The organism is Paenibacillus sp. JNU01, assembly GCF_059130585.1.
Window position 1 is genome coordinate 4361517 of record NZ_CP169723.1, and the last position, 15445, is coordinate 4376961.

At 44.2% G+C, this 15445-nt stretch carries 17 protein-coding genes; 12 read left to right on the forward strand and 5 right to left on the reverse strand.

The genetic code is table 11. The features are described 5' to 3' along the window. Positions 1-17: 17 nt before the first annotated feature. On the reverse strand, positions 18-617 hold the full coding sequence (locus NLBNIHML_RS18995; protein WP_494352520.1) for a WecB/TagA/CpsF family glycosyltransferase: 600 nt from the start codon (positions 615-617) through the stop codon (positions 18-20). Between the two features lie 237 nt (positions 618-854). Here NLBNIHML_RS18995 and NLBNIHML_RS19000 point away from each other — a divergent pair, with 237 nt between their 5' ends. Together NLBNIHML_RS19000 and NLBNIHML_RS19005 are read left to right on the forward strand one after the other, a co-directional pair. Beyond that, on the forward strand, positions 855-1304 hold the full coding sequence (locus NLBNIHML_RS19000) for an SRPBCC family protein (RefSeq protein WP_253429235.1): 450 nt from the start codon (positions 855-857) through the stop codon (positions 1302-1304). A gap of 180 nt (positions 1305-1484) precedes the next feature. Beyond that, positions 1485-3014, forward strand: a complete 1530-nt coding sequence (locus NLBNIHML_RS19005; protein WP_494352521.1) for a methyl-accepting chemotaxis protein — start codon at positions 1485-1487, stop codon at positions 3012-3014. A 144-nt stretch (positions 3015-3158) separates the two neighbouring features. Here the strand turns inward: NLBNIHML_RS19005 and pyk are convergent, their stop codons facing one another. Beyond that, positions 3159-4574, reverse strand: coding sequence for a pyruvate kinase (pyk, locus tag NLBNIHML_RS19010; protein ID WP_339239141.1), 1416 nt, complete (start codon positions 4572-4574; stop codon positions 3159-3161). 112 nt (positions 4575-4686) lie between these two features. Here pyk and NLBNIHML_RS19015 point away from each other — a divergent pair, with 112 nt between their 5' ends. Then, a complete protein-coding gene (locus NLBNIHML_RS19015; RefSeq protein ID WP_342571619.1) occupies positions 4687-5466 on the forward strand; it encodes a helix-turn-helix transcriptional regulator in 780 nt (259 codons plus the stop codon). A gap of 133 nt (positions 5467-5599) precedes the next feature. Here the strand turns inward: NLBNIHML_RS19015 and NLBNIHML_RS19020 are convergent, their stop codons facing one another. Beyond that, on the reverse strand, positions 5600-6271 hold the full coding sequence (locus NLBNIHML_RS19020) for a phosphatase PAP2 family protein (RefSeq protein ID WP_339258392.1): 672 nt from the start codon (positions 6269-6271) through the stop codon (positions 5600-5602). Positions 6272-6578: 307 nt separating this feature from the next. Here NLBNIHML_RS19020 and NLBNIHML_RS19025 point away from each other — a divergent pair, with 307 nt between their 5' ends. The 4 genes from NLBNIHML_RS19025 (at position 6579) to NLBNIHML_RS19040 (ending at position 8756) form a co-directional block, all read left to right on the forward strand. Continuing rightward, on the forward strand, positions 6579-7367 hold the full coding sequence (locus NLBNIHML_RS19025; RefSeq protein WP_339258394.1) for a CPBP family intramembrane glutamic endopeptidase: 789 nt from the start codon (positions 6579-6581) through the stop codon (positions 7365-7367). Positions 7368-7507: 140 nt separating this feature from the next. Continuing rightward, positions 7508-7744: a DUF6953 family protein gene (locus NLBNIHML_RS19030; RefSeq protein ID WP_339258395.1), complete on the forward strand. Its 237-nt coding sequence runs from the start codon at positions 7508-7510 to the stop codon at positions 7742-7744. 395 nt (positions 7745-8139) lie between these two features. Next, positions 8140-8340: a cold-shock protein gene (locus NLBNIHML_RS19035; RefSeq protein WP_024633772.1), complete on the forward strand. Its 201-nt coding sequence runs from the start codon at positions 8140-8142 to the stop codon at positions 8338-8340. A 188-nt stretch (positions 8341-8528) separates the two neighbouring features. Beyond that, complete coding sequence (locus tag NLBNIHML_RS19040) at positions 8529-8756, forward strand: cold-shock protein (RefSeq protein WP_017691121.1); 228 nt, start codon at positions 8529-8531, stop codon at positions 8754-8756. Between the two features lie 243 nt (positions 8757-8999). Here the strand turns inward: NLBNIHML_RS19040 and NLBNIHML_RS19045 are convergent, their stop codons facing one another. Beyond that, complete coding sequence (locus NLBNIHML_RS19045; protein WP_342571622.1) at positions 9000-9338, reverse strand: hypothetical protein; 339 nt, start codon at positions 9336-9338, stop codon at positions 9000-9002. Positions 9339-9502: 164 nt separating this feature from the next. Between NLBNIHML_RS19045 and NLBNIHML_RS19050 the strand changes: the two genes are divergently transcribed. Further along, a complete protein-coding gene (locus NLBNIHML_RS19050; RefSeq protein ID WP_494352522.1) occupies positions 9503-10237 on the forward strand; it encodes a class I SAM-dependent methyltransferase in 735 nt (244 codons plus the stop codon). A gap of 59 nt (positions 10238-10296) precedes the next feature. Here NLBNIHML_RS19050 and NLBNIHML_RS19055 read toward each other — a convergent pair whose 3' ends face one another. Further along, on the reverse strand, positions 10297-10941 hold the full coding sequence (locus tag NLBNIHML_RS19055) for a GntR family transcriptional regulator (RefSeq protein ID WP_036671927.1): 645 nt from the start codon (positions 10939-10941) through the stop codon (positions 10297-10299). A 325-nt stretch (positions 10942-11266) separates the two neighbouring features. Here NLBNIHML_RS19055 and NLBNIHML_RS19060 point away from each other — a divergent pair, with 325 nt between their 5' ends. From NLBNIHML_RS19060 to rocF, 4 genes are all read left to right on the forward strand, one after another. Then, entirely contained in the window at positions 11267-12088 is an 822-nt protein-coding gene (locus tag NLBNIHML_RS19060; RefSeq protein WP_342571624.1) for a transporter substrate-binding domain-containing protein, read from the forward strand. A gap of 23 nt (positions 12089-12111) precedes the next feature. Next, positions 12112-12768 carry an amino acid ABC transporter permease gene (locus tag NLBNIHML_RS19065; protein ID WP_339239150.1) on the forward strand — a complete coding sequence of 219 codons (657 nt, stop codon included), beginning with the start codon at positions 12112-12114 and terminating at the stop codon, positions 12766-12768. Between the two features lie 142 nt (positions 12769-12910). Beyond that, complete coding sequence (locus NLBNIHML_RS19070; protein WP_494352523.1) at positions 12911-14131, forward strand: ornithine--oxo-acid transaminase; 1221 nt, start codon at positions 12911-12913, stop codon at positions 14129-14131. Continuing rightward, on the forward strand, positions 14121-15095 hold the full coding sequence (rocF, locus tag NLBNIHML_RS19075; RefSeq protein WP_494352524.1) for an arginase: 975 nt from the start codon (positions 14121-14123) through the stop codon (positions 15093-15095). The genes NLBNIHML_RS19070 and rocF overlap by 11 nt, the downstream gene beginning before the upstream one ends. Positions 15096-15445: the final 350 nt, after the last annotated feature.

The following is a 15445-nucleotide window of genomic DNA, read 5'->3' on the forward strand; positions in this document are numbered from 1 at the left end:
CTCCTGCTCATCTCACATTATTTAGGTTCTCGGAACAACAATGCCCGCACTGCAAAACGGGGTAAAATGAGTTGCCTGCGCCATCTTGAAGGTTGACTGAGGAGGCGATAGAGCCATTCCAGGTTAAGCTTCTGCCATATCGCAGGGGCACGTTTGGTTTTGCCAGCGAGGATATCGAGACTACCTCCAACACCTATGGCTACACGAGCGTTCAATTGATGGCGATACTTGTTAATCCAGTTTTCTGCATGGGGGGCGCCAAGAGCAACGATAAGAAAGTCTGGTTGAGCAGTACGAATCTCTTCCACAATCTGTTGTTCCTCATCTGCCTGGAAAAAACCATGGTGTCTGCCTTTTACGACAACTCCCGGATAACGCTGAGCAATGACTTTCACGGCCTGTTCACTTACGCTTTCCTCTGCTCCTAGCATATAGAATGACCAGCGTTTTTGATCACCTTCCTCCAATAAACGAAACAGCAGATCACAACCGGTTACCCGTTCAGTCAATTGTCCGCCCCGCAAACGGGATACCATCACAATGCCAGCACCGTCAGCTGTAACCAACCCGGCTTGATCGACGACTTGGCGAAGATAGGCATTCTTCTGACAGGACATCACAATCTCGGGATTGCCTGTTATTTCATTCCAGTTTAGTATATCTGATCTTCTGGAAAAGGACTATATATGGGCGAAACCCGTTTTAGTAATGATATAAAAATTCCATGAGTGATAAATATCTTTATCGATATGACCTGTTGTCGCGTTTTTACAATACGGCCTTTGGGGTATAACGGTAGGATAGGAGTGCGAGGTGGGTAGATCGCGTGTCCAATACTTAAAGGGAGTGAGTCCATGGAACTGAAATATGAATTCTATATCAATGCAGGACTTGAAGATGTGTGGAATGCTCTAATATCACCAGACGGCACACGGAACAGCTTTTTCGGTAGTGAACTTCGCACTAATTTCCAACCAGGTCAGCCATTTGCTTATGTAGGGCCGGGTAATGATGGTGCGGAGACTGTACATGTGTACGGAGATATCTTGGAATTTGAACCACTGTCCAGACTTAGTTATCAAGAGCATCCTGGACCGTCGTACCATGCCAATCATGCCGAGCTTCAATCCAGGGTGGTCTTCCAGTTGGAGACTGTGGGGGAGTGTACGAAGCTGACACTGATTAATGATCAATTTACAGATAACCATCCTTCCTTTGCGAATGCACAGAGCAGCTGGTGGATGATTCTAAGCAGCATCAAAACATGGGTGGAAACGGGGAAAACATTGAATTTTGGCTGGTAGCTGGTATGAGACATCATTTGAGATTAATTATTATAAAAAAATAAAAGCAATCTAATATAAGAACCGGTGCTGATTAAGCAATGGTTCTTGTTTTTTTATACAAATTTAAGACTATTGCTCTACATTTAATGTCTGATAATGTCGAAATATATATCATATGACCTAAGAGGAGAAATGAACATGTTTCGTAAACGTACTGAATCTACCAAACCAATTCGTATAGATGCACATCAAAAGTTACTGGAGTATAGTCGTAAACTCGTAGCAAATGCAGAAAAGGGCGATTATGACGCATGGATTGAAGATGGCATTGAATTTCCAGAAAATGATGAAATAGCTAGTAACATCAAAAAAGCAGTACATATGATGAAAGCACAAAACGAAGCCGTGGAAATGCGTCTTAGAATGCTGAATCAGGCAATGAATGTAGGATTATGGGAATCTGACATTGTTGCAGGTGATCCGCTGGATAACAATAATGTCGTGGCATTTTCGAATGAATTCCGCCAAATGTTAGGATTCAATAATTCCAAGGATTTCCCTGATGCATTTGCAAGCTGGGCCAAATCGATATATCCGGATGACAGAACCCAACTGGTGCAGGAGATTATGGAGCATGTAAATGACACAAGAGCAAAAACTGCCTATAATGTCATCAGCCGTATGATTACAAAAAGTGGAGAAATTCGCTGGTTCCGGTGCCTTGGACAAGTCATCCGAAATCAGGCTGGGGTTCCAGTCAAACTTCTGGGCATTATGTTTGACATTCATGAGGAGAAGAGCAAGTCTGATGAGCTGGAAGCACTCGTCACCCGATATGATCTTGTTAACCGCGCCTTGGTGGAGGCACCGTGGGATATGACCGTTGTGGCTGGAGATGTGGTGAATCCGAATAATGAATTTTGGTGGTCACCCCAGTTCCGTAGAGAATTAGGGTTTAAAGACGAGCAGGATTTCCCGAATGTGTTCAGCAGCTGGAGCAGCAGACTTCATCCGGAAGACCATGATCGGACGATCAACGAATTCGCCAGACATATGAACGATTACAGTGGTCGTACACCATACGATCTGGATTATCGTTTGCAGCGCAAGGACGGGGAGTACCGATGGTATCACGCAGGTGGGGAGACCATTAGGGATCAGGATGGAGTACCGCTCCGTGTAGCCGGAACCATTCGAGATGTAACCCATGAGAAGAATAAGGAACAGATCGTGGAAGCCATGAATCTGAAAACCAAACAATTATCCGAGTCCATTGGCGAGATGGTACGTGGAATCAACTCAATCACCGATCAGGCACAGGATCTGGTTACTGCACAGGAGTTATCTGCCGATGCAGCCATTCAAGTGAAAAGCAGTGCAGATGATACGAAGAATATCACGGTGTTTATACGAGAGATTGCCAGTCAGACCAATCTCCTGGGATTGAATGCAGCGATTGAAGCTGCACGTGCGGGAGAGCTGGGACTGGGATTTGGCGTCGTTGCGGGGGAAGTCCGGAAACTGGCTGATCACAGTTCTGAGGCCACAGTCAATATCGAAGACAGCATGCAGAAGATGAAAACACTGATTGATCAGATTCTTGAGCATATCGGTAATATGTCTACGTTAACGCAAAATCAGGCTGCCCTGACACAGCAGGTGAATGCTTCAATGGATGAGATCAACACCATGTCACAGGATCTGGTTGATTACTCGCGGAATCTATAATTTCGAAGCCGTTTGTTGTAACATCACGATTATTGGCACACATCATCAACAAAAAAAATCCACCGGGATGCATTTCTGCCCTCGGTGGATTTTTTGCATATCTATATATAGCTAAGATGTATAGCTTCTGTTTCAGTTAGTGAATTAGACTTGTTGAACTTTGATCAGGTTTGTATTACCGGATTGACCGATTGGAACACCAGCGGACAATACAATGATGTCGCCTTTTTCGATGTAACCTGTTTTGATTGCGTTACGTGTAGCGGACTCGAACATTTCATCCGTAGTGGTTACTTTGTCGCCCATAACCGGAATGACACCGGAGAGCAGGCAGATTTTCGCCAGTACTTCTTCATGTTGTGTAACTGCGATGATTGGCGCTTTTGGACGATATTTGGAGATCATACGTGCTGTAAATCCACTCTCAGTCGAAGTGATGATTGCTTTTGCATTCAGTACGAGGGAAGAACTTACTGCGCCCTGACTGATAACTTCAGTAATATCAGCGATTTGTTGAGCCGATTTTTGTGCGAATTGCTCTTTGTAATCGATCATTGTTTCAGCACGGCGTGCAACTGCAGCCATCGTGCGCACGGATTGTACCGGATATTTACCAGCAGCCGATTCACCGGACAACATCACAACGTCAGCACCTTGAAGTACAGCGTTAGCTACGTCACTTACCTCGGAACGAGTAGGGCGTGGGTTCACTTGCATGGACTCCAGCATGTGAGTAGCTACGATAACTGGTTTACCCGCACGGTTACATTTGTCGATCATTTCTTTTTGCATCATTGGCACATCTTCGATCGGTACTTCAACCCCGAGGTCTCCACGAGCAACCATGATACCGTCAGATGCTTCAATAATATCGTCCAGGTTCGTCATACCTTCCTGGTTTTCGATTTTGGAGATGATCTGTACGTGCTCTACACCGCGTTCTTTCAAAATGCTGCGGATTTCACGGATGTCGTCGCCTTTACGAACAAAGGATGCTGCGATAATTTCAATATCGTTTTCAATCCCAAATCCGATGTGCATAACGTCACGCTCGGTTACACCTGGCAATGTCGTTTTGATTCCTGGCAAGTTAACCCCTTTACGTGGTTTGAGAATGCCGCCACTGATGATTTTACAATGGATATCGGATCCTTCCACAGACAGTACAGTCAGATCTACGAGACCATCATCGATGAGGATACGATCGCCAGGTTTCACAACGAGGTTCAGTTCTGGATAGTTTACCGAGATACGCTCAGCGTCACCGAGAATTTCTTCGGTAGTCAGGATCAGCTCTTTACCTGCTTGCAGATGGCAAGATGCTTCTTTCAGTTTGCCAATACGAACTTCAGGCCCTTTGATGTCCATCATGATCGGTACATAGGTGTTCAGTTCGGAAGCTGCTTTGCGGATATTGTTAATCCGTGTAACGTGATCTTCCAGTTCGCCATGAGCCATGTTCAGACGAGCAACAGTCATACCTTCCTGAATCATTACTTTCAACAATTCGATTGAGTCACAAGCAGGTCCCATGGTACAAATAATTTTTGTTTTTAACATGCTAATTTCCTCCTCATATTTAAGCTTATATGTGTATTGTAGCGTTTTCTGTCGAATCAGGGTATGAACTATAGTACAATGATTAGAGTATAGTCCGATAATGAGGTGTGTTATGTTCACTCCACTTGAAGTACGACATATTAACGGTGTTGGTTGGTACGAAGAAGCTGTGCAATCTCAACAAACCTGGCGGCTTAGCTTGGTTACTTATGGAAAATGTGTATATTGGGTGAACGGTGATAAACAGATCATGGAAAAGGGGGAATTACTCCTCATTCCAGGTGGTGTCCCATATTACGGCAAGAGTATTCCAACAGTAACGCACACACAGATTGTAATTCAATTGCAACGAAATCATACAGAAACTCTACCTGCGCTCGAACGGTATGAGGCTTTGCGCCATAAACCTGGATGTTACGAACTGATCCATCAACGCATGAGCGCTATTCATCAACAATGGCAGGAGCGTCCGTCTTATTATGTCATGATGAGCCAAGCCTTATTGATGGAAGTGTTGATTTATATTAACAGGGAGTTAGATCGGGGAGTCATTCCGCCGGAGAGACATAATCATGTTGAACGGATGAAGCGGTATATTGAGCGGCATTATCGGGAGAAAGTGACAAAGGAAGAACTCGGGGACGAGATCAACAAGACTCCCAATTATGCTGCTGCATTATTCAAAAGCATGACGAATCAGACCATCAGTCAGTATGTCCATGATCAACGGATGAAACGAGCCATATACCTGCTCACGGAGTCACAACTCTCCATCCAGGAAATTGCCGAATTTCTAGGCTACCGGGACCTGTCTTATTTTTACCGCATATTTAAGCGTATAACGGGAAGTCCACCATCCGATCTGCTCCATGAACGCCCGCCTATAATATGAAACGTGTAGCCCAACCCTAATAAGTTCTTCTATATAAGTAGGTTTAATTAAATGAGTACAAAAAAAGAGGGCTCAGGCCCTCTTTTGCTGTATAACAGAATTATCATCCCACCTGCTACATATATAGATGCTGTTAAACATGACTGCTTGAATTAGATGCTGTGAGTGATTGCTTGCCCTTTTTTCGTGCCTGCCCAAGACGAAGAGCAAAGACATGTACAGTCCAATACGCGGCCTCCGCAAACAAAATGCCTCCGGCGATGTCCAGCAAGGAATGTTGCTTTACAAACACCGTTGAAGCAATAATCAACCACAGCCACACTGACCAAGAGATGCGTGCTAAAGGTTTGAAGTTCAAGTGTCTGTTAATCATAATAAACAGCAAGTAGCTGGTCAGAACGTGAACACTTGGGAAACAATTGAAAGGCGCATCGTTGGTATAGATAAACTGTACTAACACGCTGCTTAGATCGGTTCCGCCGATCACCGGGCGTGGGACATGAGTGGGGAACACCGCAAAACAGACATTGGCAGCCATCACCCCAATATTATAGGTAATTAATGTGCGCCAGAATAGCGACTTGTTTGTCAGACCCAGATAGAGAAATCCGAGATACAGAATGGGCATCCAACTAATGTATGGATAAATAAATTCTTTGATAAAAGGAATCTGTGTGTCAATCCAAGCATAATTGTAGAATACATCACTACCCGTGTTGCTACCTAAAAAAACGTAAATTGAGCCTTGGAGCGGTATGCACAGAATAGCCAGTAAATGCCCCCAGCGCTGAAAGAATGCTCTCATAGTATCCCCCTGATTTCATTATGCATTGTGAAACTATCGGTTAATGGATGCTTCATAGATATATGACGTTGAAGATTCGCCGCACCCCTGCAGCTTTAAACTCTTGTAATACTATAATGGACAGATGAAGGTATAAGCCATACCTGATTTTAGGGGAAATGCAGTCAGGATAAGTCTCTTTTTTGTTACTTTTATATTTTTATCCATGATAGGAATATTCATTGTGCTCGTGATATGTTACAACTACATTGGCATATATGTTCATATAAAGACGAAAAAAAGCAAATGAAATGAGGTAGGCAAATGTATGGTTAACCCGCAATCCGAGCCAAAACATTCCTTTTCTGAGCGAAAACCTGTGCTCACCGTCGTGATTATTGAGCTACTTCTCCTGTTAGCCGTATTTGCTGCAGGGGCCATTGCCACGATAAAACAACTCGACTACACTTCTCCCGTGCTCATTTCCTTTACACCTATCGCAATTGTGCTGATCATCTATCTGACGTTAAGACGCAAGTGGGGAGAGACCGGATTTCGATCCTTGAGAAGTATCCCAGCTGGGCACGCAAAGTATTATATTCCACTACTCCTTGTACTGGGTACAATTTCTCTGAAAGGATTTGGAGAGCTGAGCTTGTCACGGGTGGTCTTTTTTATCTATTTTACCTTGCTCGTGGCCTTTGTTGAAGAAACGATCTATCGGGGGCTTATTTTCAAAACATTGCTTCGAAAAAGTGCAGTGGCCGCAGTCGTCACCTCCAGCATCTTGTTTTCAATTACACATTTGCTGAATGCATTGTCTGGTCAAAATATGACGGATACGATCATGCAATTGGTCTATGCGCTGCTTCTGGGAGCTGCACTGGCATTATTAATGCTGAAGAACGGAAATATCGTACCGCTTATTTTGTTTCATTTCATACATAATCTGATTCAATTCCTCGGGAATGACCTGGAGGACACAGGAACACTTCCCTATGATCTGTTTATACTTGCAGTACTGATTGCATATTGTGCCTGGTTAGTATGGAGCAATCGAACCCATTCGACGATTCCTTCCAATACAAGTGAGCAGGACAATACGGTTGTTCATTAAAGGTATTGCTTGGAAGTAGTATCCTAACGTTTCCCGTCAGCAGTGGGATCATGGTATACTTCAGTCTGGCGGGAAGACAGTTATGTTCGTGATACGAGGTCTGCCTATCCGTACATTAGATTCAAACAGTAGGTGATATAGTGGAGAAGACAGCACAAGGCGTAGCAGAATGGATGGTACAGGAGATTAAATTCACAGGAACACTTCATCAGGAAGCTGCCATAGAATATGTGAAGACCCATTTTGGCGAAGAGTTTGTTTTTGTGAACGAGAACGGCAATGCATCCTTGTCCAAGGAAGTGAAGAAGGCCTTCCGTAAGCTTCATCGTGGGCAGATCGCCTGGGATCGGGATGCATTTATGTGGGCATGGACCTAATGTGTTAAACTGTAATGATATGAATCATTGAATGTGTTGGATATGCATGTCAGAATATTATATAAAAAATGTATAAGATGGATTAGATCTGCATATCCTTTCATAAGACCGTACACAAGTGACCAGTCACATAAACGTGATAAACCCTGTTGCCACGCGAGTTAATAACATGTATTTCCAAAGCTGTTTGAAAAGAAAATACAAAGATTTGCTTTTTGGCTGAAATGGAGTTATAATAAAAACAAGTTGTAGAGAGTGGAAAACCTAATTCATATATTGTAAAGGGCGATCACTTATAGGTTTATGACTGGTACCTTTTTCAATGTGTGAATTTTTATTTGCTTGCTGCAAAGAACAAAGGAACATGTTAATCTTTATTTGGAGGTGTAATTCACATGCAAAACGGAACAGTAAAATGGTTCAACGCTGATAAAGGCTTCGGTTTCATCGAAGTTGAAGGCGGAGAAGATGTATTCGTACACTTCAGCGCTATTACAGGCGAAGGCTTCAAAACGCTGGACGAAGGTCAACGCGTGCAATTTAAAATTGTACAAGGAAACCGTGGTCCTCAAGCAGAAGAAGTTGTAAAACTGTAATTAAAGCATAGCTGCCTTTAACATGTTATAATGGTAAAGGCAGCTTCTTTTTTTTGATTAGTTATATAAAAGTCGACCCAATAGTTGTCGAGGCAGAAGTTCGGTGGTACGTAAAACTTCCGCTAAGTGTACGCTTCTGTGAAATAACGTCGGTTAGATGTTTTTCCATAACAAAGGGGGTAGAAGTCATGTATAATCGCAAAAAACCGTTGGAAGAGATTCCACAAGCTGATGCGGCAATCTGGGAATGTACGAGTGATACGTGCAAAGGATGGATGCGGGACAATTTTGCGTTTGATAACGTACCTACTTGTCCGATATGTGCTTCTGAGATGGTCAGCACGACTAGGATGCTACCATTGCTTGAGAATTCGAATAGTAATCTAAAAACGATGCCTAAAGGAAATCGGATTTAACATAGCTTACCCGCCTCTAACGAGGTGTTTTTTTTTAAGATCAAATAGACACCCTCTGCGAAGGTAAGGGTATTAAATATGAAGTTCCCGGCATTCGTTTTAGCGAATGCCTTTTTTTGTCTCTTCATTTACAGAAAGTATACTGTAATTGACGTGTATCGTATGAAAAAGATAAAGACCCTTTTCGCTATAAGCAAAAAGGGTCTTTGTTATGCTACAAATTTACCATGATCAGATTTGAGTTTAGATGAATAGGAATGGCAGCAGGAACAGTGTTGCTACCAGAGCCAGTTCGATCCCTGCTCCATAGCCATAACCCCGACCGTATCCATATGGACCGTATGCCGAGGATTTAACATTCTTTGATGCAACAGCGTTTTTCTTGCTACCTTTTACCAACTGCTGTTTGGACTTGACTGAACATAGCCGTGGTCCCTCGAAACATCCGTTCAAATAAACTTTGCCATCACGACATTGGCTGAGTGTACCATACATATGCTTACCGTCTTTCATAACAAGACAAACGGAACGTCCAACGTGCGGAGAAACCGTTTCTTCACATACCCGATTAATTCTGTACATGCAAATCCTCCTCATTAGATGCGGTTGCCGCTTGAATTCAACGGTTTGTATATCATAGTAGAGCGAAGAGGAATTGGTATGGACGAGTACCCGGAAAATCGAATAGGGAGGAGCCGTTTTTAAGTCTGTTCCATACACTGGGAGAAGTGAGGAGGGGATGTTGCGTGGATTATCATGACATGCTGGCTCGTTTAGGGGAAGGGAGTGCCCATCCTGGAGGATTTTTGGCAACACTGAAGTTGCTTGATAGCTTATCTCTGCCATTGGGTAGTCATATTCTTGAGATGGGATGTGGCACTGGGAGGACTGCGTGTTACCTGGCTAAAAGTGGATATCAAGTAACAGCCATTGATCTTCATCGCAATATGTTGGATAAGGCAGTTCGGCGAGCAAGACGAGAGCGAGTGGATGTTCGATTTATTCAGGCTGATGTAACATCGTTGCCTTTCCCAGAAAACCATTTTGATATGGTATTTGTGGAGTCGGTTACGATCTTTACCCCATGGCGGAGTGCACTTAATGAGTATAGAAGAGTGTTGAAGCCCGTTGGACTTTTGGTAGATCGGGAGATGGTTCTATCCGGCCAGAAGACCGAATTGATGTTTCGCAGACTAAAGCAATTTTACGGTATACGAACCTTGGTAACGGCGACAACATGGAGAAAACGCCTAAAACAGTGTGGCTTCACTAAGGTAGAGGTCAAAGAACATTCACGTTCTATGGGAAAATGGGGTGTAGATCATGATCCACATCGTGAGATCGATATGAATTGGTTCGAGGATGAACAAATGCAGCGAATGAGCCAGACCAATGATCGGTTGCTCGCGAAATACGGCAAAAAGTTGGGGTATGCCGTTTTTCAGGCCAGAGCACCGTTGGAGATCGAAAAGGAAAAATAGGAAAAAGGCAACTCCACAATAGTTGTGGGTTGCCTTTGGTTTGTTACAGACAGAACGTACTACAGCATATCATTATCGATAATGCGCCAGTGGTGTTTGAGCAGGGCTTCCAGTTGGTTCTTATCTTTGGCTCGAAAAGCACTTAAAATTTGTCGGTGCTCTTCATTAACTTCGAGCAGTACCTCAGATAGCTTTGGTTTATTATCACTAACATACGACTGCCGGATGAAGCTGTTCTTCAATGTGTTTAACATCTCGATGACTGTGGCATTACCACATCGCTGAATGTACAGGTTATGAAACTGATATTGGTTCTTGTTGTAGGCAGCAAGATCGAGCTGGCTGATATCTTCATCCATTCGGACAACGAGAGTTTCCATTTCCAAAAGTTCAGAGGGTCTGAGATGGTCTGCTGCAAGTGTGGCAGCAAGTGCCTCCAGTACACCAATCGCTTGGGAAAACTCCAGTTTTTTGCCTGCATCAAAAGGAGTGACAATAAATCCCCTGCGTGGGATGTATTGCAGCAGATTGTCTGAAGCCAGCTGGAAGAGGGCCTCCCGAGTAGGTGTCCGACTGATGTCCAGCTTTTTGCATATTTCAGCCTCGTTGATCTTCTGGTTGGGAAGCAGCGTTCCGTCCTGAATCTTCTGGGCAATGTAATCGTATACGTGATCTTTCAAGGACCGGTATTTGGGTACCTCCATACCGAATCCTCCTTTCTATGTAAAGTTAATAATTAGATGGGTGTAAGGCCGTGCTGGGTGCGCCGTTCAGGAGTTTCAAGTTTTAATCATCTTAACACCGAGGGGGAAGTTGGGCAAGCAAACTTCATATTTCAGGGGATGTAAGTGCCGTGTTATATATAGCACATTTTATGGAATTAGAGCGTATAAATGTTTAAATAATGATTGTGATAACTTAGAATGTTTGTTAGTATTACTTACATATAAGTCCATATATTGTCTTATGTATATTGTATACAAATTGATCTTTATGCTACTAATTCCAAAATGAATAGGGGTATGACTTGTGAAAAAAGTACTATTGCCATTGATGCTGCTGTTACTGGTTGTAATCATGTCCGCATGTGGTCAGGAAAAAACGACAGGGAACGGATCAGATGCTACATCGTCTTCTGGAAGTAGTTCTGCGGAAAAAAAAGTAATTGTACTTGGGACCAGTGCGGACTATGCACCCTATGAGTTTCATAAGAACATTGATGGTAAAGATACTATCGTAGGTTTTGACATCGAGATTGCCAAGGCAATTGCGGCTGATCTCGGGGCTGAGCTGAAGATTGAGGATATGGACTTTGATGGCCTTCTTATGGCCCTGGGTACAGATAAGGTTGATTTTGTAATATCGGGCTTAACCCCTACCGAAGAACGAAAGAAAAATGTTGATTTTACGGATATCTACTATTACGCAGAGCAGGCTGTACTTGTTAGAGAAGGAGACGATGCGGCATTAAAGTCAGTGGATGATCTATCGGGTAAACAGGTTGGTGTACAGAAGAGTTCCATTCAGGAAGGGATTGCTCAGGAAATAGAAGGAGCAAAGCTAACATCTCTGGCCAAAATACCTGAACTGATCTTGGAGCTGCAGACGGGGCGCGTAGATGCGCTCATTTTGGAGAAACCGGTAGCTGAACAGTATGTGAAGAACCAGGAGGGGCTTGTTGTTGCGGGTGTGGAGATTGAACAGGCAGAAGATGAGGGTGGTTCGGCCATCGCAGTGAAGAAGGGTAACCAGAAGCTGCTGGATCAGATCAACACTACATTGGAAAAGCTCAAAACGAATGGAGATATTGAACGTTTCGTCGTCGAAGCTAATGAGATGCTGGGTGAATAAACCGGACGAGTGAGGGATATGCCGTGAATTTAGATTTTTCCTTTCTATTAGATCATTGGCAGGATTATGCACGAAGCGCGTGGGTTACGCTTGAGCTTTCCTTCTTCGGTGTTCTGTTTGGGACGTTGCTTGGTGTGATCATGGCTTTAATGCGATTATCCCGAATATGGCCAATTAAATTGGTGGCTTCGGCGTATATTGAACTCATCCGAGGCACGCCGATGCTGGTACAGATTCTTATTATCCATTATGGCCTGACAGTTGTAGGTGTGAACTTGCCGGCATTTATGTCGGGGGTGGTAGCTCTAACGATGAATAGTTCGGCTTATATGGCGGAGGTATTCAGGGCCGGGATTCAAGCGATTGATAAAGGGCAGACAGAGGCTTCGCGCTCCCTTGGCATGACTCATGGTATGACACTTCGCTATATTATACTTCCACAGGCCTTTCGTAACATGCTTCCAGCTATCGGTAATGAATTCATTATTATCATTAAAGATTCTTCGCTTGTCTCCATGATCGGCATAGCTGAAATTATATACACAGCCAGAACGATTCAGGGTGTTACGTTCCAGCCGCTTGCTCCGTTGCTTGTTGCCGCCGGCCTCTACTTTATAATCACATTTACACTGGCCAACTTGCTCTCTTGGTTGGAACGTAGACTGTCTGCTTCCCGATAACTGTTGATGGAGGATTCGGTTCGAAGAAAGGCTGGGAGTAGGCTACTGTGGAAATAGTGGGATATAGTCGTAAATGGTGGTGGTATCGCATACATTGATATTGTATTTTGTATACAATATTTTGGAAAGGTGTTGGGTATGTATGTCAGATTCCAAAATGTTAATAGATTGGTCGGAGCGTTATGCTGCACCTAATTATCATCCACTCCCTATTGTGATTGAACAGGCGGAAGGGGTATGGGTGGAAGACCCAGAAGGCCGCCGTTATATGGATATGTTAAGTGCATACTCTGCATTAAATCATGGTCACAGACACCCTGTAATCATACAGGCGCTCAAGGATCAGGCGGATCGGGTTACGCTGACATCACGGGCATTCCACAGCAGCTCAGCTTCTCTATTTTATCAGAAACTCTCACAATTCACGGGGAAATCCAAGATTCTCGCCATGAATACAGGAGCGGAAGCGGTGGAGACTGCGGTAAAGGCGGTACGTAGATGGGCTTATCGTTGCAAAGGTGTACCGGAGAATCAAGCCGAAATTATCGTATGCTCTGGTAACTTTCATGGAAGAACTCTGACGGTTACGTCATTTTCTTCTTCAGTGGAGTATAAAAAAGATTTTGGACCGTTCACACCTGGATTCCGGATTATTCCCTATGGAGATATTGAGGCGCTGAAAAAGGCCATTACGCCAAATACGGCTGGTTTTCTTGTAGAGCCTATTCAGGGCGAAGCTGGAATCGTTATCCCGCCTGATGGATATTTGGCTGAAGCCTTTGCTCTGTGTAAGAACCAGAAGGTGTTGACTGTGGCTGATGAGATCCAGACCGGATTTGGAAGAACGGGTCGCCGTTTTGCTTCCGACTGGGAAGGGGTTGAGCCGGACATCTGGATTATGGGCAAAGCGCTGGGGGGAGGGGTCATGCCAATCTCGGCTATCGCTGCTGATGCGAAGATACTGGATTTGTTTGAGCCGGGCTCTCATGGCTCTACGTTTGGAGGGAACCCACTCGCCTGCGCCGTGGCTATTGCGGCTCTGAATGTTCTTGAAGATGAGAAGCTTGCGGAGCGATCGGAACGTCTGGGGAACTATTTTATGAAAAAGCTTCGTGATATTCGCAGTTTGGCCATCCGGGACATCCGGGGTAAGGGTTTATTTATTGGTGTTGAACTGCATGAATCAGCACGACCTTATTGTGAGCGATTGATGTCTGCGGGTCTACTGTGTAAAGAAACCCATGAAACAACCATTCGTTTTGCTCCACCGCTGACAATTGAAGAGTCCGAGATTAATTGGGCGCTGGAGAGAATTGAGCAGGTTCTGATCGATAATGAAGGAGCTGACCTACATGAAAAATGATGATGATGTCTATGGTGGGATAAAAGATACTTCTATTGTTGCGGATAATACGGATCAGAAAACTGCGCGGCGTAATGTAACCATCATTAAGGTTCCTTTTGGACTCGGGGGAGCAAGAGGCGGCGCGGAGTTGGGGCCGGATGAATTGATTACAGCTGGACTGAAGAGGGAGATCACGAGTCTTGGGCTAGTTCTTTCCAAAGAAGTACGAGTAGATTGTCCTTCCGAACCGGCTGCCCCTACTGAGCGGAATCGTGTAAAACACTTGAATGAGGTACGTCAGGTTAGTGAGAAGGTGTGTCATGAAGTATCGACTGCGGTAGAAGAGGGGGTCTTTCCCCTTATACTTGGAGGAGATCATAGTGTGGCGATTGGCACTTTGGCCGGATTAACAGCCCACTATTCCAATTTGGGTGTGATCTGGTTTGATGCACATGCAGACTTGAATACGGAAGAACGCAGCTTGTCCGGTAATATGCATGGGATGAGTGTGGCTGTTTCCTTAGGGCATACTGCATACAATCTGTCGCACATTGTTGGAGCAGGCGCGTTTATTGATCCGTCCAACTTGGTCTATATTGGTCTACGTGATCTGGATGAGTATGAGAAAGAGCAGATTAAAGGATTGGGAATCCAAGCATTTACGATGCATGATATTGACCGTATGGGAATACAACAGGTTATTGAACAAGCGATAGCTACAGTGGGGAAAGGGACAGATGGTATCCATGTCAGCTTTGACATGGATTGTCTGGACCCGCGGGAAGCTCCAGGTGTAGGCACCCCAGTACCGGGTGGCTTAAATTACCGAGAGGCACATTACGCATTGGAGATACTTGCTTCCACCAATCAAGTTACGTCAATGGAGCTGGTTGAAGTGAATCCGTTGTTTGACCACAATAGACATACGGCAAGACTTGGTGTGGAATTAATCGCTTCTCTGCTGGGTAAGCGCATATTATAGGTACTAAGAAGCGAAGTGGAGTGTGTAAGCAGTGCCTAAGAAATGAGTTTCTTATTTATATAGAAGGAAAAGAAAGCTGGGATCTCCGAAAACCAGGGCTATCCACAATCAATTGTTCACTGCATCGCAGTGGAAGTGGCTTCCCTGGTTATGTTTAATGGGTGATTATATAAGAAGCTGCTTAATGAGGAGGCTTAGAATCATTTCTATAGTTCGGGAGCGCTTCAGATTACACATTGTGTCGATAGGGTAGGTGATTATCAATTTTCAAAAAAAGCTTGCAATGTAAAACTGTACATGATATATTCTAATTCTGGCCAAGAAAACACGAGATACACGGTGCGGCAAGC

What these genes read in the sequence shown, in the direction of transcription:
- NLBNIHML_RS19025 (WP_339258394.1), top strand. Translation starts at nt 6,579, where the DNA reads ATGGTTAACCCGCAATCCGAGCCAAAACATTCCTTTTCTGAGCGAAAA.
- NLBNIHML_RS19020 (WP_339258392.1), bottom strand. Translation starts at nt 6,271, where the DNA reads ATGAGAGCATTCTTTCAGCGCTGGGGGCATTTACTGGCTATTCTGTGC.
- NLBNIHML_RS19070 (WP_494352523.1), top strand. Translation starts at nt 12,911, where the DNA reads ATGTCAGATTCCAAAATGTTAATAGATTGGTCGGAGCGTTATGCTGCA.
- pyk (WP_339239141.1), bottom strand. Translation starts at nt 4,574, where the DNA reads ATGTTAAAAACAAAAATTATTTGTACCATGGGACCTGCTTGTGACTCA.
- NLBNIHML_RS19040 (WP_017691121.1), top strand. Translation starts at nt 8,529, where the DNA reads ATGTATAATCGCAAAAAACCGTTGGAAGAGATTCCACAAGCTGATGCG.
- NLBNIHML_RS19035 (WP_024633772.1), top strand. Translation starts at nt 8,140, where the DNA reads ATGCAAAACGGAACAGTAAAATGGTTCAACGCTGATAAAGGCTTCGGT.
- NLBNIHML_RS19005 (WP_494352521.1), top strand. Translation starts at nt 1,485, where the DNA reads ATGTTTCGTAAACGTACTGAATCTACCAAACCAATTCGTATAGATGCA.
- NLBNIHML_RS19000 (WP_253429235.1), top strand. Translation starts at nt 855, where the DNA reads ATGGAACTGAAATATGAATTCTATATCAATGCAGGACTTGAAGATGTG.
- NLBNIHML_RS19015 (WP_342571619.1), top strand. Translation starts at nt 4,687, where the DNA reads ATGTTCACTCCACTTGAAGTACGACATATTAACGGTGTTGGTTGGTAC.
- rocF (WP_494352524.1), top strand. Translation starts at nt 14,121, where the DNA reads ATGAAAAATGATGATGATGTCTATGGTGGGATAAAAGATACTTCTATT.
- NLBNIHML_RS19045 (WP_342571622.1), bottom strand. Translation starts at nt 9,338, where the DNA reads ATGTACAGAATTAATCGGGTATGTGAAGAAACGGTTTCTCCGCACGTT.
- NLBNIHML_RS18995 (WP_494352520.1), bottom strand. Translation starts at nt 617, where the DNA reads ATGTCCTGTCAGAAGAATGCCTATCTTCGCCAAGTCGTCGATCAAGCC.
- NLBNIHML_RS19055 (WP_036671927.1), bottom strand. Translation starts at nt 10,941, where the DNA reads ATGGAGGTACCCAAATACCGGTCCTTGAAAGATCACGTATACGATTAC.